General features: G+C 70.1%; 12 protein-coding genes. 4 read left to right on the top strand and 8 right to left on the bottom strand.

Features of this window, described 5'->3' with window-relative positions; all coding sequences use genetic code 11:
- Positions 1–7 precede the first annotated feature (7 nt).
- Genes AC1DUQ_RS03495 through AC1DUQ_RS03485 form a run of 3 tightly spaced genes read left to right on the top strand, consistent with a single transcriptional unit; the run spans position 8 to position 3167 of the window.
- Positions 8–1297, top strand: a complete 1290-nt coding sequence (locus AC1DUQ_RS03495) for an ABC transporter substrate-binding protein (protein ID WP_477073397.1) — start codon at positions 8–10, stop codon at positions 1295–1297.
- Between the two features lie 2 nt (positions 1298–1299).
- Positions 1300–2235, top strand: coding sequence for a carbohydrate ABC transporter permease (locus tag AC1DUQ_RS03490; protein ID WP_477060474.1), 936 nt, complete (start codon positions 1300–1302; stop codon positions 2233–2235).
- Positions 2235–3167: a carbohydrate ABC transporter permease gene (locus AC1DUQ_RS03485; protein ID WP_477073396.1), complete on the top strand. Its 933-nt coding sequence runs from the start codon at positions 2235–2237 to the stop codon at positions 3165–3167. The genes AC1DUQ_RS03490 and AC1DUQ_RS03485 overlap by 1 nt, the downstream gene beginning before the upstream one ends.
- Here the strand turns inward: AC1DUQ_RS03485 and ilvD are convergent.
- The 7 genes from ilvD to AC1DUQ_RS03450 form a co-directional block, all read right to left on the bottom strand.
- Positions 3160–4890 carry a dihydroxy-acid dehydratase gene (ilvD, locus tag AC1DUQ_RS03480; RefSeq protein WP_477060473.1) on the bottom strand — a complete coding sequence of 577 codons (1731 nt, stop codon included), beginning with the start codon at positions 4888–4890 and terminating at the stop codon, positions 3160–3162. The two genes, AC1DUQ_RS03485 and ilvD, sit on opposite strands and share 8 nt — an antisense overlap.
- A gap of 84 nt (positions 4891–4974) precedes the next feature.
- Positions 4975–5973, bottom strand: a complete 999-nt coding sequence (locus AC1DUQ_RS03475) for a LacI family DNA-binding transcriptional regulator (RefSeq protein ID WP_477073395.1) — start codon at positions 5971–5973, stop codon at positions 4975–4977.
- Between the two features lie 108 nt (positions 5974–6081).
- Positions 6082–7641, bottom strand: coding sequence for a glycoside hydrolase family 43 protein (locus tag AC1DUQ_RS03470; protein ID WP_477060471.1), 1560 nt, complete (start codon positions 7639–7641; stop codon positions 6082–6084).
- Positions 7638–10082: a beta-xylosidase/alpha-l-arabinosidase gene (locus AC1DUQ_RS03465; RefSeq protein WP_477060470.1), complete on the bottom strand. Its 2445-nt coding sequence runs from the start codon at positions 10080–10082 to the stop codon at positions 7638–7640. Before AC1DUQ_RS03465 ends, AC1DUQ_RS03470 begins: the two co-directional genes overlap by 4 nt.
- A 103-nt stretch (positions 10083–10185) precedes the next feature.
- Positions 10186–11073, bottom strand: coding sequence for a carbohydrate ABC transporter permease (locus AC1DUQ_RS03460; RefSeq protein WP_477060469.1), 888 nt, complete (start codon positions 11071–11073; stop codon positions 10186–10188).
- Positions 11073–11921: a carbohydrate ABC transporter permease gene (locus tag AC1DUQ_RS03455; RefSeq protein ID WP_477073394.1), complete on the bottom strand. Its 849-nt coding sequence runs from the start codon at positions 11919–11921 to the stop codon at positions 11073–11075. The genes AC1DUQ_RS03460 and AC1DUQ_RS03455 overlap by 1 nt, the downstream gene beginning before the upstream one ends.
- Before the next feature lie 135 nt (positions 11922–12056).
- Positions 12057–13349, bottom strand: coding sequence for an extracellular solute-binding protein (locus AC1DUQ_RS03450; protein ID WP_477060467.1), 1293 nt, complete (start codon positions 13347–13349; stop codon positions 12057–12059).
- Between the two features lie 464 nt (positions 13350–13813).
- Between AC1DUQ_RS03450 and AC1DUQ_RS03445 the strand changes: the two genes are divergently transcribed.
- Complete coding sequence (locus AC1DUQ_RS03445) at positions 13814–18079, top strand: endo-1,4-beta-xylanase (RefSeq protein WP_477073393.1); 4266 nt, start codon at positions 13814–13816, stop codon at positions 18077–18079.
- An 83-nt stretch (positions 18080–18162) separates the two neighbouring features.
- On the opposite strand, the gene AC1DUQ_RS03440 is transcribed toward AC1DUQ_RS03445, so the two are convergent.
- Positions 18163–18282, bottom strand: a 120-nt coding sequence (locus tag AC1DUQ_RS03440) for a VOC family protein (RefSeq protein WP_477073402.1), incomplete at its 5' end; no start/stop codon positions are given.

Below are 18282 nucleotides of genomic sequence, written 5' to 3'. Positions count from 1 at the left end.
GCGCACGATGAGACACCGAATGACGCGACGAGGTCGCACCGCAGCCGCGGTCGGCACGATCGCCCTGCTGGCCGCCGTCAGCGGCTGTGCGAACGAACCGTCCGACGGCGTCACCACCCTGAACTTCTTCCAGTTCAAGGGTGAGGCGCTCGAGGACTTCACTCAGATCATCGCCGACTTCGAGGCGGAGAACCCTGACATCCGGGTGGTGCAGAACCAGGTCGCCGACGCCGACACCGCCATCCGCACGCTGCTGGTGAAGGACAAGGCGCCCGACGTCATCACCCTGAACGCGAGCGGGAACTTCGGCCGCCTCGCCCAGGCCGGGGTCTTCTACGACTTCTCCGACGAGCCGGTGCTCGACACCATCAACCCGGCGGTGCAGGAGATCATCGCGGACCTGGGCACGTACGGCGACGAGGTCAGCGGCCTCGGCTACGTCAACAACGCCAACGGCGTCATCTACAACCAGGACATCTTCGAGGAGCAGGGCCTCGAGGTCCCCGAGACCTGGGACGAGCTGGTCGCTGCCTGCGACGCGCTCGAGGCTGCCGGCATCACCCCGTTCTACGGGACCCTCGCCGACTCGTGGACCGGGCTGCCCTCCTTCAACGCGCTCGGCGCCTACCCCGCCGGCGACGACTTCTTCGACCAGATGCGCGAGCAGGGCGAGGAGACCGGCCCGGACTCGGCGGTGTCGTTCCAGAAGGACTTCGCCGAGGCGATGGACCAGCAGTACCAGCTGTTCGAGTACATGCAGGACGGCTACCGCGGGGCCACGTACGACGACGGGAACGCCGCGTTCGCCAACGGCGAGGTCGCCATGCTGCTGCAGGGCATCTGGGCACTGAGCCCGATCAAGGGCATCAACCCGGACATCCGGGCGGGGATCTTCCCGTACCCGGCCACGGACGACCCCGCCGACCGCGTGCTGGTCTCCGGCGTCGACGTCGTCGTGACGATGGCGAGGGACACCCCCCGCCAGGAGGAGGCGCTTCGCTTCATCGACTACCTCTTCGAGAAGGACGTGATCGAGGAGTTCGCCGCCTCGCAGAACATGATCCCGTCCGTGGAGGGAGCCGAGCTCAGCGACGAGCCTGCGATCCAGTCGGTCGCGCCGTACTTCGACGACGGCCGCATCGCAGGGTTCATCGACCACCAGATCCCGCCCAGCATCCCGCTCGCGGCGATCGACCAGCAGTTCCTGTTCAGCGGCGACGCCGAGGCCGCGCTCGCCACCCTCGACAGCGAGTGGAGCAAGGTCGCCGCTCGCACCATCCCCGTGACGGGAGATTGACGATGACGTCCTCCACGCAAGCCCTGCCCGCGGCACGAGGGGCCGGCGACGCCGGAACCCCCCCGCCGCGACGCGCCACGAAGGACCGTGCACAGTCCACGTTCTACTGGATGGTCTGGCCCGCGGTCATCGCGTTCTTCCTGTTCCACACCGTCCCGGTGCTCGTCGGCATCTTCTTCAGCCTGACGAACTACGCCGGGTACGGCGCCTGGAACCTCGTCGGCCTGTCCAACTACGTCAACCTGTTCAAGGACGACCGGGTCCTGCAGGCGTACGGGTTCTCGTTCCTGTTCGCGATCGCGGCCACGGTGCTGACCAACCTGATCTCGTTGTCCATCGCGATGGGCCTCAACACCAAGATCATGGCGCGCAACTTCTGGCGGGGCGTGTACTTCGTGCCCTACGTCCTGGCGATCCTGGTCATCGGCTACGTCTTCCAGTTCTTCTTCTCGAGCTCGCTGCCCAAGATCCTGTCGGGCATCCCGCTCTTCGCCGACAACATCCTCACCAACGAGACCTGGGCGTGGACCGCGATCGTCGCCCTGGCCGTCTGGCAGTCCTGCGCCTTCGCGATCATCATCTACCTGTCCGGGCTGCAGACGATCCCGCGCGAGCTCTACGAGGCGGCGTCGCTGGACGGCGCGAAGGCGTGGCGGCAGTTCCGGTCGATCACGTTCCCGCTGATCAGCGCCTTCTTCACGATCAACGTCGTGCTGAGCCTCAAGGGCTTCCTGCAGGTCTTCGACCCGATCGTCGCCCTCACCAACGGCGGGCCCGGCACGGCCACGGAGTCGGTCACCCTGCTCATCTTCCGCGGCGGGTTCTCCGGCGGGGAGTTCGCCTACCAGACCGCGAACGCGGTGATCTTCTTCATCGTCATCACGATCGTCTCGCTCTTCCAGTTCCGGGTCCTTCAGCGCAGAGAGGCGGACTTCTGATGACCACCGCCGGAACCATGCTCGGCCAGGCCGAGCCGGTCCTTCCCGAGCCGCGGCGACGACGCACCAAGAACGTCGCCGACGACGACACCCGCAAGATCAACTGGTGGGTCACCGCACTGATCGCGGTGTGCTCGCTGACGATCCTCGTCCCGCTCTACCTGGCCGTGGTCGTGGCACTGAAGACCCCCGACCAGCTCGCGGCCGGCACAGGCTTCGAGTGGCCGAACCCGGTGAGCTGGGGGAACTTCGCCGAGGCGTGGGAGCGGACCAGCTTCCCGCAGGCCCTCATGAACACGGCGATCATCACCGTCGGGTCGGTCGTCTTCACGCTGCTGACCAGCTCGGTCGTCGCCTACGGCATCGCGCGGAACATCCACCGGCCGTTCTTCAAGGGTGTGTTCTTCTACCTGCTGGCGGCCCTGTTCATCCCGTTCCCGATCATCATGCTTCCGCTGGTGAAGCAGACGTCGCTCCTGGGCCTGGACAACCAGGCGGGGATGATCGTGCTCTACACGATCTACGGGTTGTCGCTGAACATCTTCATCTACACCGCCTACATCCGCTCGATCCCGATCGAGCTCGAGGAGGCGGCGCGGGTGGACGGTGCGTCGACCTGGCGGGTGTTCCGGCAGATCATCTTCCCGCTGCTGACCCCGATGAACGCGACGGTCGGCATCCTCACGTGCGTCTGGGCGTGGAACGACTTCATCATGCCGCTCGTGGTCCTCACCGACCCCGGGGCGCGGACGCTGTCGCTCGCGCAGTACGTGTTCCAGGGGCAGTTCAACACCGACTACACGGTGGCGTTCGCGTCCTACCTCATGGCGATGGCGCCCCTGCTGGTGGTCTACATCTTCAGCCAGCGCTGGGTCATCTCCGGGGTCACCCGGCGAGAGGAGCGGGCCCGTCGCTGCGTGCAACTCAGATGAGCACKGCGCCCTTCGACGCCGACTGCACCAGCTTCGCGTACTTGGCCAGCACCCCACGCGTGTAGGTGGGGGGCAGCGGCGCCCAGCCGACCTTGCGGCCGTCGAGCTCCGCGTCGCTGACCAGCACGTCGAGGGTCTCGTTCGCCACGTCGAGCCGGATCCGGTCGCCGTCCTTGATGAACGCGATCGGTCCGCCGTCGACGGCCTCGGGGGCCACGTGGCCGACGCACAGGCCCGTGGTGCCGCCGGAGAAGCGGCCGTCGGTGAGCAGCAGGACGTCCTTGCCCAGGCCGGCGCCCTTGATCGCACCGGTGATGGCGAGCATCTCGCGCATGCCCGGACCGCCCTTGGGGCCCTCGTAGCGGATGACGACGACGTCGCCGGCCACGATCGTCCCGTTCTCCAGCGCGTCCATCGCGGCGCGCTCGCGCTCGAACACCCGCGCGGTGCCCTCGAACACGTCGGAGTCGAAGCCGGCCGACTTCACCACGGCGCCGTCGGGCGCCAGCGAGCCGTGCAGGATCGTGATCCCGCCGGTCTTGTGGATCGGGTTGTTCATGGCCCGCAGGATCTTGCCGTCGGGGTCCGGCGGGTTCACGTCCGCCAGGTTCTCCGCGATCGTCTTGCCCGTCACGGTGAGGCAGTCGCCGTGCAGCAGGCCTGCGTCGAGGAGCGCCTTCATGACGACCGGGACGCCACCGATGCGGTCGATGTCGTTCATGACGTAGCGGCCGAACGGCTTGAGGTCGCCCAGGTGCGGCACCTTGGCGGCGACGCGCGAGAAGTCGGCGAGCGTGAGGTCCACCTCGGCCTCGTGCGCGATGGCCAGCAGGTGCAGGACCGCGTTGGTGGAGCCACCGAAGGCCATGACCACGGCGATGGCGTTCTCGAAAGCCTCCTTGGTCATGATCTGGCGCGCGGTGATGCCCTTGCGCAGCAGCTCGACGACGGCCTCGCCGGACTTGTGCGCGAACGCGTCGCGGCGGCGGTCGGCGGACGGCGGGGCCGCGGAGCCGGGGATCGACATGCCGATGGCCTCGGCCACCGACGCCATGGTGTTGGCGGTGTACATGCCGCCGCAGGCGCCCTCGCCGGGACAGATCGCGCGCTCGATGCGGTCCACGTCCTCGCGGCTCATGAGCCCACGGGCGCAGGCGCCGACGGCCTCGAACGCGTCGATGATCGTGACGTCCTTCTCGGTTCCGTCCTCGAGCTTGACCCAGCCCGGGGCGATCGACCCGGCGTACAGGAACACGCTGGCCAGGTCGAGGCGGGCCGCCGCCATGAGCATGCCCGGCAGGGACTTGTCGCAGCCGGCCAGGAGCACGGAGCCGTCGAGGCGCTCGGCCTGCATGACGGTCTCCACGGAGTCGGCGATGATGTCGCGGCTCACCAGCGAGAAGTGCATGCCCTCGTGGCCCATCGAGATGCCGTCCGAGACCGAGATGGTGCCGAACTCGAGCGGGAAGCCGCCCGCCGCGTGCACGCCCGACTTGGCCGCCTGCGCGAGACGCTGGAGCGACAGGTTGCACGGCGTGATCTCGTTCCACGAGCTCGCGACGCCGATCTGTGGCTTCGCGAAGTCGTCGTCACCCAGGCCGACCGCGCGGAGCATGCCGCGCGAGGCGGTGGCTTCCAGGCCGTCGGTGACGGTCCGCGAACGGGGCTTGATGTCGACTGCTGGTGGGGTGGAGCTGGAGGCGTTGTCCGACGTCACGGTCATGCTCGCGAGTGTATGACTGCCGTTCCGCCTGGCCACGGGAGGGTCACTCTGCGGACCACGAGGCGGGCGGGCAGCCGTCGGGCGTCAGCGGGGCGGTGCCGTCGATCCCCGCTCGACGAGCGAGGTCACGAGCCGGACGTGGGTCTGCTCGACCGGCTGCCCGGCCATGAGCGTGATGAGCAGCGCGATGGCTGCGGCACCCATCTGCTGGATCGGCTGGTGCACGGTGGTGAGCGCCGGCGTGGTGAGCGTCGACTCCGGGATGTCGTCGAACCCGATGATCGACAGCTCGGACGGGACGTCCAGGCCGAGCTCTTGGGCGATCTCGAGGGTCCCGATCGCCGAGAGGTCGTTGGCGGCGAAGATCGCGGTCGGCCGCTCCGGGAGGGTGAGGAGCTCGCGGGCGGGCTCGTGCGTCGAGTCCTTCCGGTAGTCACCGGCCCGCATCAGGCCGGGCTCGACCGCGATGCCCGCGTCGGCGAGAGCCTTGCAGTAGCCGGCCTCGCGGAGCCGCGAGGACTCGAGGTCGGACCGGCCGCCGATGAAACCGATCCGCCGGTGCCCGAGCCCCAGGAGGTGCTCGACGGCCTGCACGGCCCCGTTGAAGTTGTCCGAGTCGACGGTCGGCAGGCCCGAGGGCCCGGCGTGCGGGTCGATCGCGACGACGGGGACCCCGGCGTCGGCCTCCAGGACCGTCGGGGTGACCAGCACCGCGCCGTCGATCAGGGTGCCGCTGAGCCGGGACAGGTACCGCCGTTCCCAGCCGACCCCGCCGGTCAGCTGTCCGCCGGTGTAGGCGAGGAGCGCGTAGCCGGAGTCGCCGAGCCCGGTCGACGCGCCCTTGAGGATCTCGGCGCTGAACGGCTCGAACTCGGCCACGAGGATGCCGATCACGTWCGTCTTGTGCGAGCGCAGGCTCCGGGCGACCAGGCTCGACTCGTAGCCGAGCTCCTTGATCACCTCGCGCACGTGCGAGGTGGTGCCGCTGGCCACCCCGTACCGCTCGTTGATCACCTTCGAGACGGTCGCGGTGGAGACGCCCGCCCGTCGCGCGACATCGGTGATCGTCACCCGTGGACCCATGGCCTGAGACTACTGCAACGAAAACGTTATCGATAACGTTTGACACGCCCGTCTTTGGGATGCCCGTACTGGTGAGATCCCCAGGATGGCGCGCGGGACCGGCCTCTGTCACCCCACCCGGAGGTACTCGAACCGTTCCACGTGCGCCGTCGTCGTCGTCGGGCGCCCGTTGCTGGTGGCGTACACCCCGATCCACAGCCCGAGGAAGCCGCCGGTCGCGACCGAGTCCAGCGCGCGCCCGTCGACGGTAGCGACCAGCACCGGCTCGCCCTCCCCCTCCCCGGCGAGGAGCGCGTAGTCCTGCCCGCGTGCACGCACGACCAGCGCGACGGGTCCCTCCGCGCCCAGGGGCAGCTCTCCGAGCGTGGACTCGACGCCGCCGCGGCGCTGCACGGCCACGACCCTGCGGCCCCGGGCACCCTCGGGGCCGGTGACGAACAGCCGCACGTGGTCAGCCTCCGACTGCCGCACCGCGAGGCCCACGTCCTCGCCCGCACCGAGCGCGGCCCGCACGAGCACGCGCACGTCGACGTCGGCGTGCTGCTGACGCACGCCGAGGAACGCGGGCGTACCCGGCTCGCTCAGGGTGGTCGGCCGCAGCCTCAGCTCCCACCCGTCCGCCCGGGGCGACGCGAACGCGTCAGCGGGCGCACGCAGGGACGTCCACCGGAGGTCGTCGGGAAGGACCGCTCCGGACACGACACCCTGAGCCGCGCCGAGGCGCGCCGGTCCCGCGAACGGCACCTCGACCTCGGCGGGGACCCGACCGGCACCGGGCGCGAGCACGGGCCACCCGTCCTCCCAGACCACGGGCACCAGGAACGTCTCGCGGCCGAGGTTGTAGTGGTACCCGCCGTACGGGCGCATGCCCAGCAGGACCGCCCACCAGCTGCCGTCCGCCGCCTCGACGAGGTCGGCATGCCCGACGCCGACGACCTCGGACCCCTTGCCGAGGTGCCGGTGCGTGAGCACCGGGTTGCCCTTGTTGCCCACGTAGGGACCGGTCACGGCGTCCGACCGCGCGACCGACACGGCGTGGTGGAACTCGGTCCCACCCTCCGCGGCCACGAGGTAGTACGTGCCGTCGACCTTGTACAGGTGCGGTGCCTCGGCCCAGACGACGCCTCGCAGCGCACCGTTCCAGATGACGTGCTCCGGCCCGACGAGGGTCATGGTCTCGCGGTCGAGCTCGCGCACCCAGACCTCGGTCTGGTCGTGCCACTCCGGCTCGCGCGCGAGGCGGGTGCCGTGCACCCAGACCCGGCCGTCGTCGTCGAAGAAGATCGACGGGTCGATGCCGTCGGCGTCGAGCCAGACCGGGTCGGACCACGGCCCGGCCGCGTCGGTCGCGGTCATCAGGAAGTTGCCGCCCCGCGTCGCGTCCTGCTGGTCGACGAGGGTGCACACCAGCCAGAAGACGCCGTCGTGGTGCCTCAGTGTGGGTGCGTACAGGCCGCCCGAGGACGCGATGCCGTCGAAGTCGAGCTGTCCTGCTCGGTCGACGACGTGACCGACCTGCTCCCAGCTGACCAGGTCCTCGCTCCGGAGCACGGGCAGGCCCGGGAAGTACTCGAACGTCGACGTGACCAGGTAGAACGTCTGCCCGACGCGGCAGATCGACGGGTCGGGATAGCACCCTGGGAGCAGGGGGTTGCGGGCCACCGTCATGAGGAGACGATCTTCACTTCCACCGTGCGGGGGTCGTCGATCGTGACGTCGTGCACCGCGCCGGTGATGGCGAGCCGCGCGCGGTCTGTCGCCGTACCCGGGATCTCGCGGCGCTCCGTGCCCTTGCCGTTGGAGATGACACCTCCGGTGGAGTCCTTGGTGCTCGTCCCGGCGTGCGACGCCGCGGCGTGCGCGCCGATCCACACCTCGACCTCCCCGGGCTCGACGATCCTGACCATGCGACGGTCGGAGAACGCAAACCGGGTGGTCGGCACCGAGAACGTCACGCGGCTGGAGGCGCCGGGCTCGAGCTCCACGCGCGCGTAGCCGAGCAGCGCCGCCACCGGCCGGGTCACCGTGCCGTGCACGTCGTGGCCGTAGAGCTGGACGGCGTCGGCACCGGCCACCGGGCCCGTGTTGGTCACCGTCACCGCCGCCGTGAACGTGCCGCTCGATCCCACGGACGAGTCGACGACCAGGTCGGAGTACGCGAACTGCGTGTACGACAGGCCGAACCCGAACGGACGCAGCGGTGTGGAGTCGGTCGAGGTGACGTCGGACGGCCCCCCGAGGATCGGGTGCAGGTAGGAGTACGGCTGCGAGCCCGAGGAGCGCGGCATCGAGACCGGGAGCCGGCCGGACGGGTTCACCGCTCCGGTGACGACGTCGGCGACGGCCAGCCCGCCGCCCTCCCCCGGGAAGAACGCCTGCATCACGGCACCCGGACGCGCGCCCGGCCCGTCGAGCGCCCAGTCGATCACGTAGGGCCTCCCCGTCAGCAGCACCATCACGACGGGAGTGCCCGTGGCCACCAGTGCCTCGACGAGCTCGCGCTGGACGCCGGGCAGGTCGAGCGACTCCGAGTCGTTGCCCTCACCCACGGTGCCGCGGCCGAACAGCCCGGCCTGGTCGCCGACGACGACGACCGCGACGTCGGCGCCCTGGGCGGCCGAGACGGCCTCGGCGAACCCCGAGGTGTCGTCGCCCTCGACGGTGCAGCCCTCGGCGAACACCAGCTCGGGTTGCGCCATGCCGGCCCGGTCGAACGCCCCGCCGAACGCGTCGAGGACCGTCGGGATCTCGAGGCCCATCGGCAGCTCGGGGTGGTGCGGCAGCACGTGGTTCACGAACGAGTAGCAGCCCATGAGGGCCTCGGCGCGGTGCGCGTTCGGGCCGACGACGGCGACGCGCGACGGCGCAGCGGTGCCCCGGTTCAGCGGCAGCAGCCCGTCGTTCGACAGCAGCACGACCGACTCCTCGGCGAGGCGGCGAGCCAGCGCCTGGTGCTGCGGCGAGTTGAGGTCGATGTCCGTCGGCGGCTCGTCCTCGAACGCGTCGGGGTCGAGGAGGCCGAGCTCCTCCTTCTGTGCCAGAGCACGCAGGACGGCCCGGTCCACGAACCGCTCGTCGAGCTCGCCCGCACGCACGCGGTCCGCCAGCGGCTGCAGGTACGCGTCTCCGGTGGGCAGCTCGACGTCGATGCCGGCCTCGAGCGCGAGTGCGGCCGCCTCGCCCCGGTCGGCGGCGATGGCGTGCATGACCTGCAGGAACGCGATCGCGAAGTAGTCCGCGACGACGACACCGTCGAAGCCCCACCGCTCGCGCAGGAGGGTCGTCAGGTACTCCACGCTCGACGCCAGGGGCACGCCGTCGATGTCGACGTACGCGTTCATCACCGACCGCGCGCCGCCCTCGATGATCGCCATCTCGAACGGGGGCAGGAAGTGGTCCGCGATCTCGCGCGGTCCCGCGCTGACGGGTGCGTGGTTGCGGCCGGACCTCGACCCCGAGTACCCGACGAAGTGCTTGAGCGTCGCGTGGACGCCGGCCTCCTGCAGCCCGCGGACGTACGCCGTACCGATGGTGCCGACCAGGTACGGGTCCTCCCCGATGCACTCGTCGACACGACCCCAGCGCGGGTCGCGCACGACGTCGAGCACCGGCGCGAGACCCTGGTGGATCCCGAGCAGGCGCATCGAGTCGCCGATCGCACGTGCCGCCTCGTGCACGAGCTCGGGGTCGAACGTCGCGCCCCAGGCGAGCGGGGTCGGGTAGGTGGCGGCCTGCCACGCGGCCAGGCCGGTGAGGCACTCCTCGTGGACCAGGGCCGGGATGCCCAGGCGGGTCTCGCGCTTGAGGCGGCGCTGCTCCGACCACAACCAGGCCGCGCGCTCGCCCGGGTCGACCGGACGCGTGCCGTACACCCGCGTGTAGTGGCCCAGACCGTCCCGGGTCACCTCGCCGAGCTTGCTCGAGGTCTGCTGGCCGGCCGCCATCTCGGACTGCATCGGCGCGACCGTGCCGTCCTGGTCCAGCCAGTAGCCCACGATCTGGGCCAGCTTCTCCTCGAGCGTCATCTGCGCGTGCAGGGCACGCACGCGTTCGGACACGTGGGGCATTGCAGGTACGACGTCGACCACGGGGCCCGTCTCCTTCGTCATGGCATTGGGGTGTGTGTCGCCTCGCGACGCACGGACAGCAGGACTGCTCGATGGCACGGCGACCCGGACGCGCGGACGCACCGGCGCCAGGCTCGGGCTGCGGTCAGCCCTTGACCGCACCCGTCAGGCCACCGACGATGCGGCGCTCGAAGAGCGTGAAGAACAGGAGGGCAGGGATCATCGACAGCGACGTGAACGCGAGCACGCGGGCGGTGTCCACGGAGTACTGCGACGCGAACGCCTGGACCCCGAGCGGGAGCGTGTAGCTGTTCTCGTTGTTGAGGATGAAGAGCGGGAGGATGTAGCTGTTCCAGCTCGCGATGAACGCGAGGATCCCGACGGTCACCACGCCCGGGATCGACAGCGGGACCACCATGCGGAAGAAGAACCCGAGCCGGCTCGCACCGTCGATCGACGCCGCCTCCTCGAGCTCCTTCGGGATCGCCCGCAGGAACGGCACCAGGATGATGATCGTCGTCGGTAGGGCGAAGGCGATCTGCGGGAGGATGATGCCCCACAGGCTGTCGCTCAGGCCCAGGCCCCGGATCATGATGTACAGCGGGGTGATCGCGACCGTCATCGGGAACATCAGACCGGCGGCGAACAGGGCGTACAGAGCGGCGCGGCCGTTGAAGTTGTAGCGAGCGAGCACGAAGCTGGCCGCCACGCCCAGGACCACGACACCGATAGTCGTGAAGACACCGCAGATCACGGAGTTGGCGACCTGCCGCCAGAAGATCGAGCTCTGCAGGACCTCGGAGTAGTTGACGAACTGCCACGTCGACGGGAAGCCGGACGGGTCCACGGTGATCTCGGCGTTCGTCCGGAAGCCACCGATGATGATGTAGAGCACCGGGCCGATGCACAGACCCACGAGGGCCCAGGCGGCGACGTAGGTCGCCCAGCCGGCGCGGCTCAGGCTCGGGCGCTTGCCGCCCTTGAGCGGGCGCGGTGCCGTCGGGCTCAGTGGGGGCGCGGTCGTCGTGGCCATCACTTCTTTCCTTCCGTGAGGGCACCCTCGGTGTCACGCCGGAGCACGAACCGCTGGTAGGTCAGGGCCACGACGAGCGAGATGATGAACAGGACCACCGCGACGGCGCTGCCGTAGCCGTAGTTCGCCGCGTTGCGGCCGTTCACCACCATGTAGGTGGCCATGGTCGAGGTCCCGGCCGTGGCGGCCACGTACTGGCCCCAGATGATGTAGACGAGGTCGAAGAGCTGGAGCGCTCCGATGATCGACAGGAACGCCCAGATCCGAATCGTCGGGCCGAGCAGCGGAAGCGTGATGCGCCGCTGGGTCTGCCAGTAGCTCGCGCCGTCGATCGCCGCCGCCTCGAAGAGCTCCTCAGGGATGCTCTGCAGGCCGGCCAAGAAGAGGATCACCGCGAACCCGATGTACTTCCACGTGATGATGATCATCAGCGAGGCCATCGCGACCTTCGGGTCGGACAGCCAGTCGACCGTCCAGTCCGGCAGACCGATCTTGGTGAGCACGTCGTTGACCGCGCCGTTGGTCTGGAGCATGAGGCTCCAGCCGGTGCCGACGATCACCTCGGAGATCACGTAGGGCACGAAGATCAGCACCCGCACGATCGAGCGTCCGCGCATCTTCTGGTTGAGCAGGAGCGCGAGCAGCACCGCGGCCGGGCCCTGGAGCACCAGGGACAGGATCACGATGACGAAGTTGTGCCGGACCGCGTCGTGGAACGTGGTGTCCTTCAGGATCACCAGGTAGTTCTGCAGTCCCACGAAGTCGGTGGGCGGGCCGAAGCCCTTCCACTTGAAGAACCCGTAGTACCCGGCCAGGAGCACCGGGAAGATCACGAACGTGAGGAACATCAGGACCGCACGCCGCGCCGCCCGGGGGGCCGGGGGCCGGCGCCAGGGCGGCGCCGTCCCCGGCCGAGGAGGAACCCCCGGGCGAGGAGGTCACGGCGAGCTTGCCCTCGCCCGAGGAGTCACTCATGGTGTCGTCTACTCCTTCGCCGCGGCGTCCACGACGCCCTGGACGATCGCTTCCGAGTCACCCTGGCCGGCGAGCAGGTTCACCACGCCGGTGTTGAGCGCGTTGCCCACGTTCTGGCCGTACAGCGTGTCCAGCCACAGCGACACGTAGGGCGCGTCGTTGTAGGTGTTCAGGACGTCCACCAGAGCGGGCTCGGTCACGACGCCCTGCGCCTCCTTGCTGGCGGGCAGCGTGTGGAACGCGTTCGCGTAGCCCTCCTGGTACTTCTTCTGCATCGCGAAGTTCAGGAACTCCGAGCACTCCGCCGGTGCGTCCTTGGAGCAGGAGAAGCCGTCGAGGCCGCCCATCATGGCTCCGGCCTCACCGTCGCCGCCACTGATCTCCGGGAAGGGGAACCAGGCCAGGTCGGCCAGCGGCTTCTGGTCCGGCGTCAGGGACGCGATCACGCCCGGGTCCCAGGCGCCCATGAGCTCCATGGCCGCCTGGTGGTTGGCGACGAGGCCGGCCGACGAACCTGCACCCTGCTGGGCAGAGGTCGTCAGGAAGCCCTCGTTGAACGGGTCGGTGTCGGAGAACGCCGCGAGGTCGTCGCCGGCCTTCTGCCAGCACGGGTCGTCGAACGTCATGTCCGCGGCGGCCTTGTCCAGGGTGTCCTGCGAGCACGCGCGCAGCGCGAAGAAGTAGTACCAGTGCGCAGCGGGCCACGCGTCCTTGGCGCCGAGGGCGATCGGGGCGATCCCGGCGGCCTTCAGCTTGTCGACAGCGCCCTCGAGGTCCTCGATCGTCTTCGGGGTCTCGGTGATGCCGGCCTGCGCGAACAGGTCCTTGCTGTAGTAGATGCCGCCCGGGAGGATCGACATCGGCATGCCGTAGACCTTGCCGTCGATCGTGAAGGCGCTGTACGCGGCGTCGCCGGTCGCAGTCTTCGTCGCGTCGTCGACCACGATCTCCTGCGCCTGACCGGCAGCGACGACGTCGGCCAGCTTGCCGCCACCGCGTGCCATGAAGATGTCCGGCGCGTCGCCCGAGTTGAGGGCGGTCTGGAGCTTGCCGTCCATGTCCTCGTTCTGGATGGCCTGGATCTTGATCGTGACCCCGGGGTTCGCGGCCTCGAAGTCCTTCACGGTGGAGTCCCAGTAGGCCTTGCCCTCACCGGTGGTGGAGTTGTGCCAGAAGGTCATCTCCACGTCGCCGCCGGACGTGCTGTCGCCGCTGCCACCGTCGTCGCCACTACAGGCGGTGAGCCCGGCGGCACCCATCACCATGACGGCTGAGACCGCCAGGAGCTTGCGAGCAATCATGAGATCTGTCCTCTTCGTCGAGTTGCACAGAGTGGAAAGCTGGCCCCTTGCTGGGCGAACTGCTACTGCCACCGAGCATCAGCCCGTGTAGGCCGTGCTGCCCGCACTGCCCGTCACCGACGCAGGTCGGCATCGGTGCCGGTTCTGCGCCCGCCTTGCAAGGGCGGCACCACGTGGAGCGTGGTGCAGTCTCTTCATCACGCACGCCCGGTCTCCGCTGACGGTGGGCGCAGACGCCACTGTTGCAGCCGCTGAGCCCGATCGTCAAACGTTATCGATAACGTTTTACTAACGGTCCCCTACGTCAGGTCCGACGACCTGCCCGCGCCGGCCGCTCCGAAAGTATCGGGCGGGCTCACGATTCGATAACGTTATCAATAACGTTGTCGAGAACCCTGGCGCTCGTGTCCGGTTGATGCGTAATCTCCCGCCCGGAGTGGAGACGATCGCGCAAAGGAGCGCTGATGAGACGTGCACGAGTCCTCACCGCGGTGGCAGCAGCTGTGGCACTGGGTCTGACGACGACCCCGCCCGCGCTGGCCGCCGAGACCGAGCCGACAGTGGTCCTGCAGAACGACTTCGAGACACCCGACCCGGCCCCGTGGGGACCCCGGGGGCCGGTCACGCTGGCGGTGACCGCGGACGACGCGCACGCCGGGACCGGGAGCCTGCTCGTCAGCGGGCGGACCGGCGACTGGAACGGGCCGGCGACGAACGTGGCGACCCTGTTCGACGCCGGCACCACCTACACGGTGTCGGCCTGGGTGAAGCTCGCCCCCGGCACGGTGGGGACGGCTCCGGTGCACTTCACGGTCGAGCAGACGCCCGCCGACAACCAGTACGCCTGGGTCGGCTCCCCCGTCGACGTGACCGCGGACGCCTGGGTGCAGGTGGGCGGCACGTACACCAAGGACGCAGCCGTGACGGCCGCGACCCTGTACCTCGAGGCCGGCGTGATCGGCGCGGCGCACCCGAGCTTCCTCGTCGACGACGTGCTCGTCACCGCTGCCGGCGGCACCGATCCCGTGCCCGGCGTCGTGCCCGGAGGTGCCGTGAACCCGACAGCCACACCCGTCACCGCCGCCCGCGGCACCGGCGACGTCGCCGCGCTGACCTTCGACGACGGCCCCAACGGCGCCACCACGGAGGCGCTGCTCGACTACCTCGGTGAGCAGGGCATCCACGCGACGTTCTGCGTGATCGGCCAGAACATCACCGCTCCCGGCGGCGCCGCGGTGCTGCAGCGCATCGTGCGCGAGGGCCACACCCTGTGCAACCACACCACCAGCTACGCCGACATGGGCAGCTGGACGCCGGAGCAGGTGCAGGCCGACCTCGTCGAGAACCTGCAGATCATCCGGACCGCGCTGGGCGACCCGAACGCCAAGGTGCCGTACTTCCGAGCACCCAACGGCAGCTGGGGTCAGACGCCCGCGGTCGCGGTGGCGCTCGGCATGCAGCCGCTCGCGGTGATCAACACGATCAGCGACTGGGAGACGCAGGACGTCCCGACGCTCACCACCAACCTGCGCGCGGCCATGAAGCCCGGTCAGGTGGTGCTCACGCACGACGGCGGCGGTGACCGCTCCGGCACGCTGGCCGCGGTCCGCACGGTCGTCTCCGAACGGCTCGCCGCCGGCTGGCAGTTCACGCTCCCCGCGGGCGGCTCCGACGACCCGGGCGTCCCGACGACCTCCCTGTCGACCGGGTTCGAGGACGGTCTCGGCGTGTGGGGCGCGCGCGGCAACGGCACCGCGCCGATCGTCGCGACCACCACGGCGGAGGCGCACGGCGGCACCCAGGCGGCGTCTGTCTCCGGTCGCACCGACACGTGGCACGGCCTCGGCGCACCGGTCACCGGCGGCTTCCAGCCCGGCCGGACCTACCAGATCTCCGCGTGGGTCAAGCTCCCCGCGGGCGAGGCAGGTTCCGCCGACCTGCGCGTCAGCGTGCAGCGTGACAACGCCGGCACGTCGTCGTACGACACCGTCGCCACCGCGACCGGCGTGACGGCCGGCGCCTGGGTGCAGGTGCAGGCCTCGTACGTGATGGCCGCGGCCGACTCCGCTCTCCTGTACGTCGAGTCGGCGTCCGGCACGGCACCGTTCCTGGTCGACGACATCGTCGTCACCGGGTCCACCGCTCCCCCGGTCCAGCAGGACATCCCGTCGCTGCAAGACGCGCTCCCGTGGCCCGTCGGGGTCGCCATCGACGCCCGCGAGACCATGGGCACGGGCGCCGAGCTGGTCACCAAGCACTACGACCAGCTCACTGCCGAGAACGCGATGAAGCCCGAGGCCATCCAGCCCACGGAGGGCACGTTCACGTTCGAGGCGGCCGACGAGCTCGTCGACTTCGCGCTCGCGCACGGCATCCGCGTGCACGCGCACACCCTGGTGTGGCACAGCCAGACGCCGGACTGGTTCTTCCAGCACGCCGACGGCACCCCGCTGACGGACAGCGCCGCGGACCAGGACCTCCTGCTGGCACGGATGCGGACGCACATCGAGACGTTCGCGGACCACTACCGCACCAAGTACGGCGAGTTCGGCACCGCCGGCAACCCGATCGTCAGCGTCGACGTCGTCAACGAGGTCATCGCCGAGAGCGAGGCCGACGGCCTGCGCCGCAGCGCCTGGTTCGCCACGCTCGGGGCGAGCTACATCGCGGACGCGTTCGAGATCGCCTCCGAGGCGTTCAACGGCGGCGACCCCGACGGACCGGTCCAGCTCTTCATCAACGACTACAACACGGAGCTGCCCGCCAAGCGGCAGGCGATGTTCGACCTGGTCGAGGGCCTGCTGGCCGACGGCGTGCCGGTCGACGGCGTCGGGCACCAGTTCCACATCAGCCTGTCGCAGTCGGTCGACCAGATGCGCACCACGCTCCAGACGTTCGCCCCCCTGGGCCTGCTGCAGGACGTGAGCGAGCTGGACGTGCAGATCGACGGCACGGTCACTCAGGAGAAGCTCGTCGAGCAGGGCTACTACTACGCCAGCGTCTTCGCGATGCTGCGGGAGTTCCCGGACCTGTTCGCGGTCACCATCTGGGGCCCGTACGACAGCCGGAGCTGGCGGGACGGCGCGCCGCTGCCGTTCGACGACGACCTGCAGGCCAAGCCGGCCTACTGGGGCATCGTCGACCCGACGCAGCTGCCGACCCTCACCCGGCAGGCGAACGCCCCGCAGGCCGACGCCCCGGACGCCCTGCAGTGGAGCCTGCTGCCGCTGCAGACCATCTCGGGCGGGACCGGGTTCCAGCTGCGCTGGTCCGGTGACCGGCTCACCGCGTACGTGCACGTGGTCGACGCGACGGACGACGCCGCGGCCGACACCGTCACGTTCTTCGGCTCGGGCGATCCCGTGGTGGTGACTCGCGACGCGGGGACACAGACCGCGGACGGCTGGACCGCCGTGGCGGAGCTGCCCCTGGCCGCACCCGGAGCCGTCGGTACCACCGTGCCGTTCGACGTCCGCGTGGCCGACGGCAGCGGAGGGCTCGTGTCCTGGAACGACCTGGCCCACCACCAGGAGACCGGCGGCCCGCTCGGCGTCGTCACCCTGGTGGAGCCGGTCGGCTACGTGGCGGTCCCCCAGGCCTCTGCGGCACCGGCCATCGACGGTGCGGTCGACGCCGCGTGGGCCGACGCCCCCGTGGTGCGGACCGAGGTGCAGGTCGAGGGCACGCCCGGTGCCACCGCGGACGTGCGCATCCTGTGGCACGACGACCGCGTCGACGTGCTGGCGCAGGTCACGGACCCGTCGCTCGACGCGACGAGCTCCAACGCCTGGGAGCAGGACTCGGTCGAGATCTTCCTCGACCCGGTCAACGCCAAGTCCGGTCCGTACAACCCGGCCGACGGGCAGTACCGGATCAACTACCTCAACGCGGTGTCGATCAGCGGGGACACCGCGGTGATCRGCGACCGGCTGACCAGCGCGACCGCGGTGGTCGACGGCGGGTACGTGGTCGAGGCGTCGCTCTCACTGGGGCGCACCGTCACGGCCGGTGACCTGGTGGGCCTGGACTTCCAGGTCAACGACGGCACCGCCGGGGTGCGCGGATCGGTGCGGACGTGGTCCGACCCGACCGGGCGCTCGTACCAGAACACCTCGCGGTGGGGCGTCGCCCAGCTGGTCGCACCCGTGGCCCCGGAGCCGACGGCCCCGGTGGTGACCGAGCAGCCGACGTCCGTCGCCGGTGACCTCGGTTCCGAGGTCACGCTCACCGCGGCGGCGTCGGGCTACCCCGCGCCGACCGTCCAGTGGCAGGTGCGCGGCCGCTTGCCGTGGCAGTGGAAGAACGTGGCCGGTGCGACTTCGCCGTCCCTGACGCTCACGGTCACCGAGCGCATCGACGGCAGCCGGTACCGCGCGGTGTTCACCAACACCGAGGGGTCGGCCACCACCGAGGTCGCCACCGTGCGGATCGCCCGCACGGCCCCGGTCGTCACGGTGCAACCGACCTCGGTCACCGCCAAGGCGGGCTCGAGGGTGACGCTCACAGCGGCGGCCACCGGGTACCCGCAGCCCACCGTGCGCTGGCAGCAGCGCTCCGTCGGCGGGCACTGGAGCTGGGTCCGGGGTGCGCACAGCACCTCGCTCACGGTGAAGGTGGCGACGCGGGCGACCGAGTACCGGGCGGTGTTCACCAACACCGAGGGCACGGCCACCACGGCCGCCGCGGACGTCTCGCCCAGCCCTGCGCCTCCGCGGCACCACGGGAGGTGACCGGCCGCTGACGGCACGCCTCCCCTGAATGTCGAGGGCCCCGGATCAACCTCCACTCCGATCCGGGGCCTTCGGCTTGCCCCTCAGCTCCTGCCGCGCGCCTGCCACGTGCACACGCAGACCTCGTTGCCCTCGGCGTCGGCCAGCACCCAGAACGCGGGCGCCCGCTCGTCGCTGACCAGGTGGCCGCCCGCGGCCACCGC

It is taken from the genome of Cellulomonas sp. P4_B5_2 (assembly GCF_056402235.1).
The sequence above is the reverse complement of the archived record's forward strand: the minus strand, read 5'-3'. Positions and strand labels throughout refer to the sequence as shown.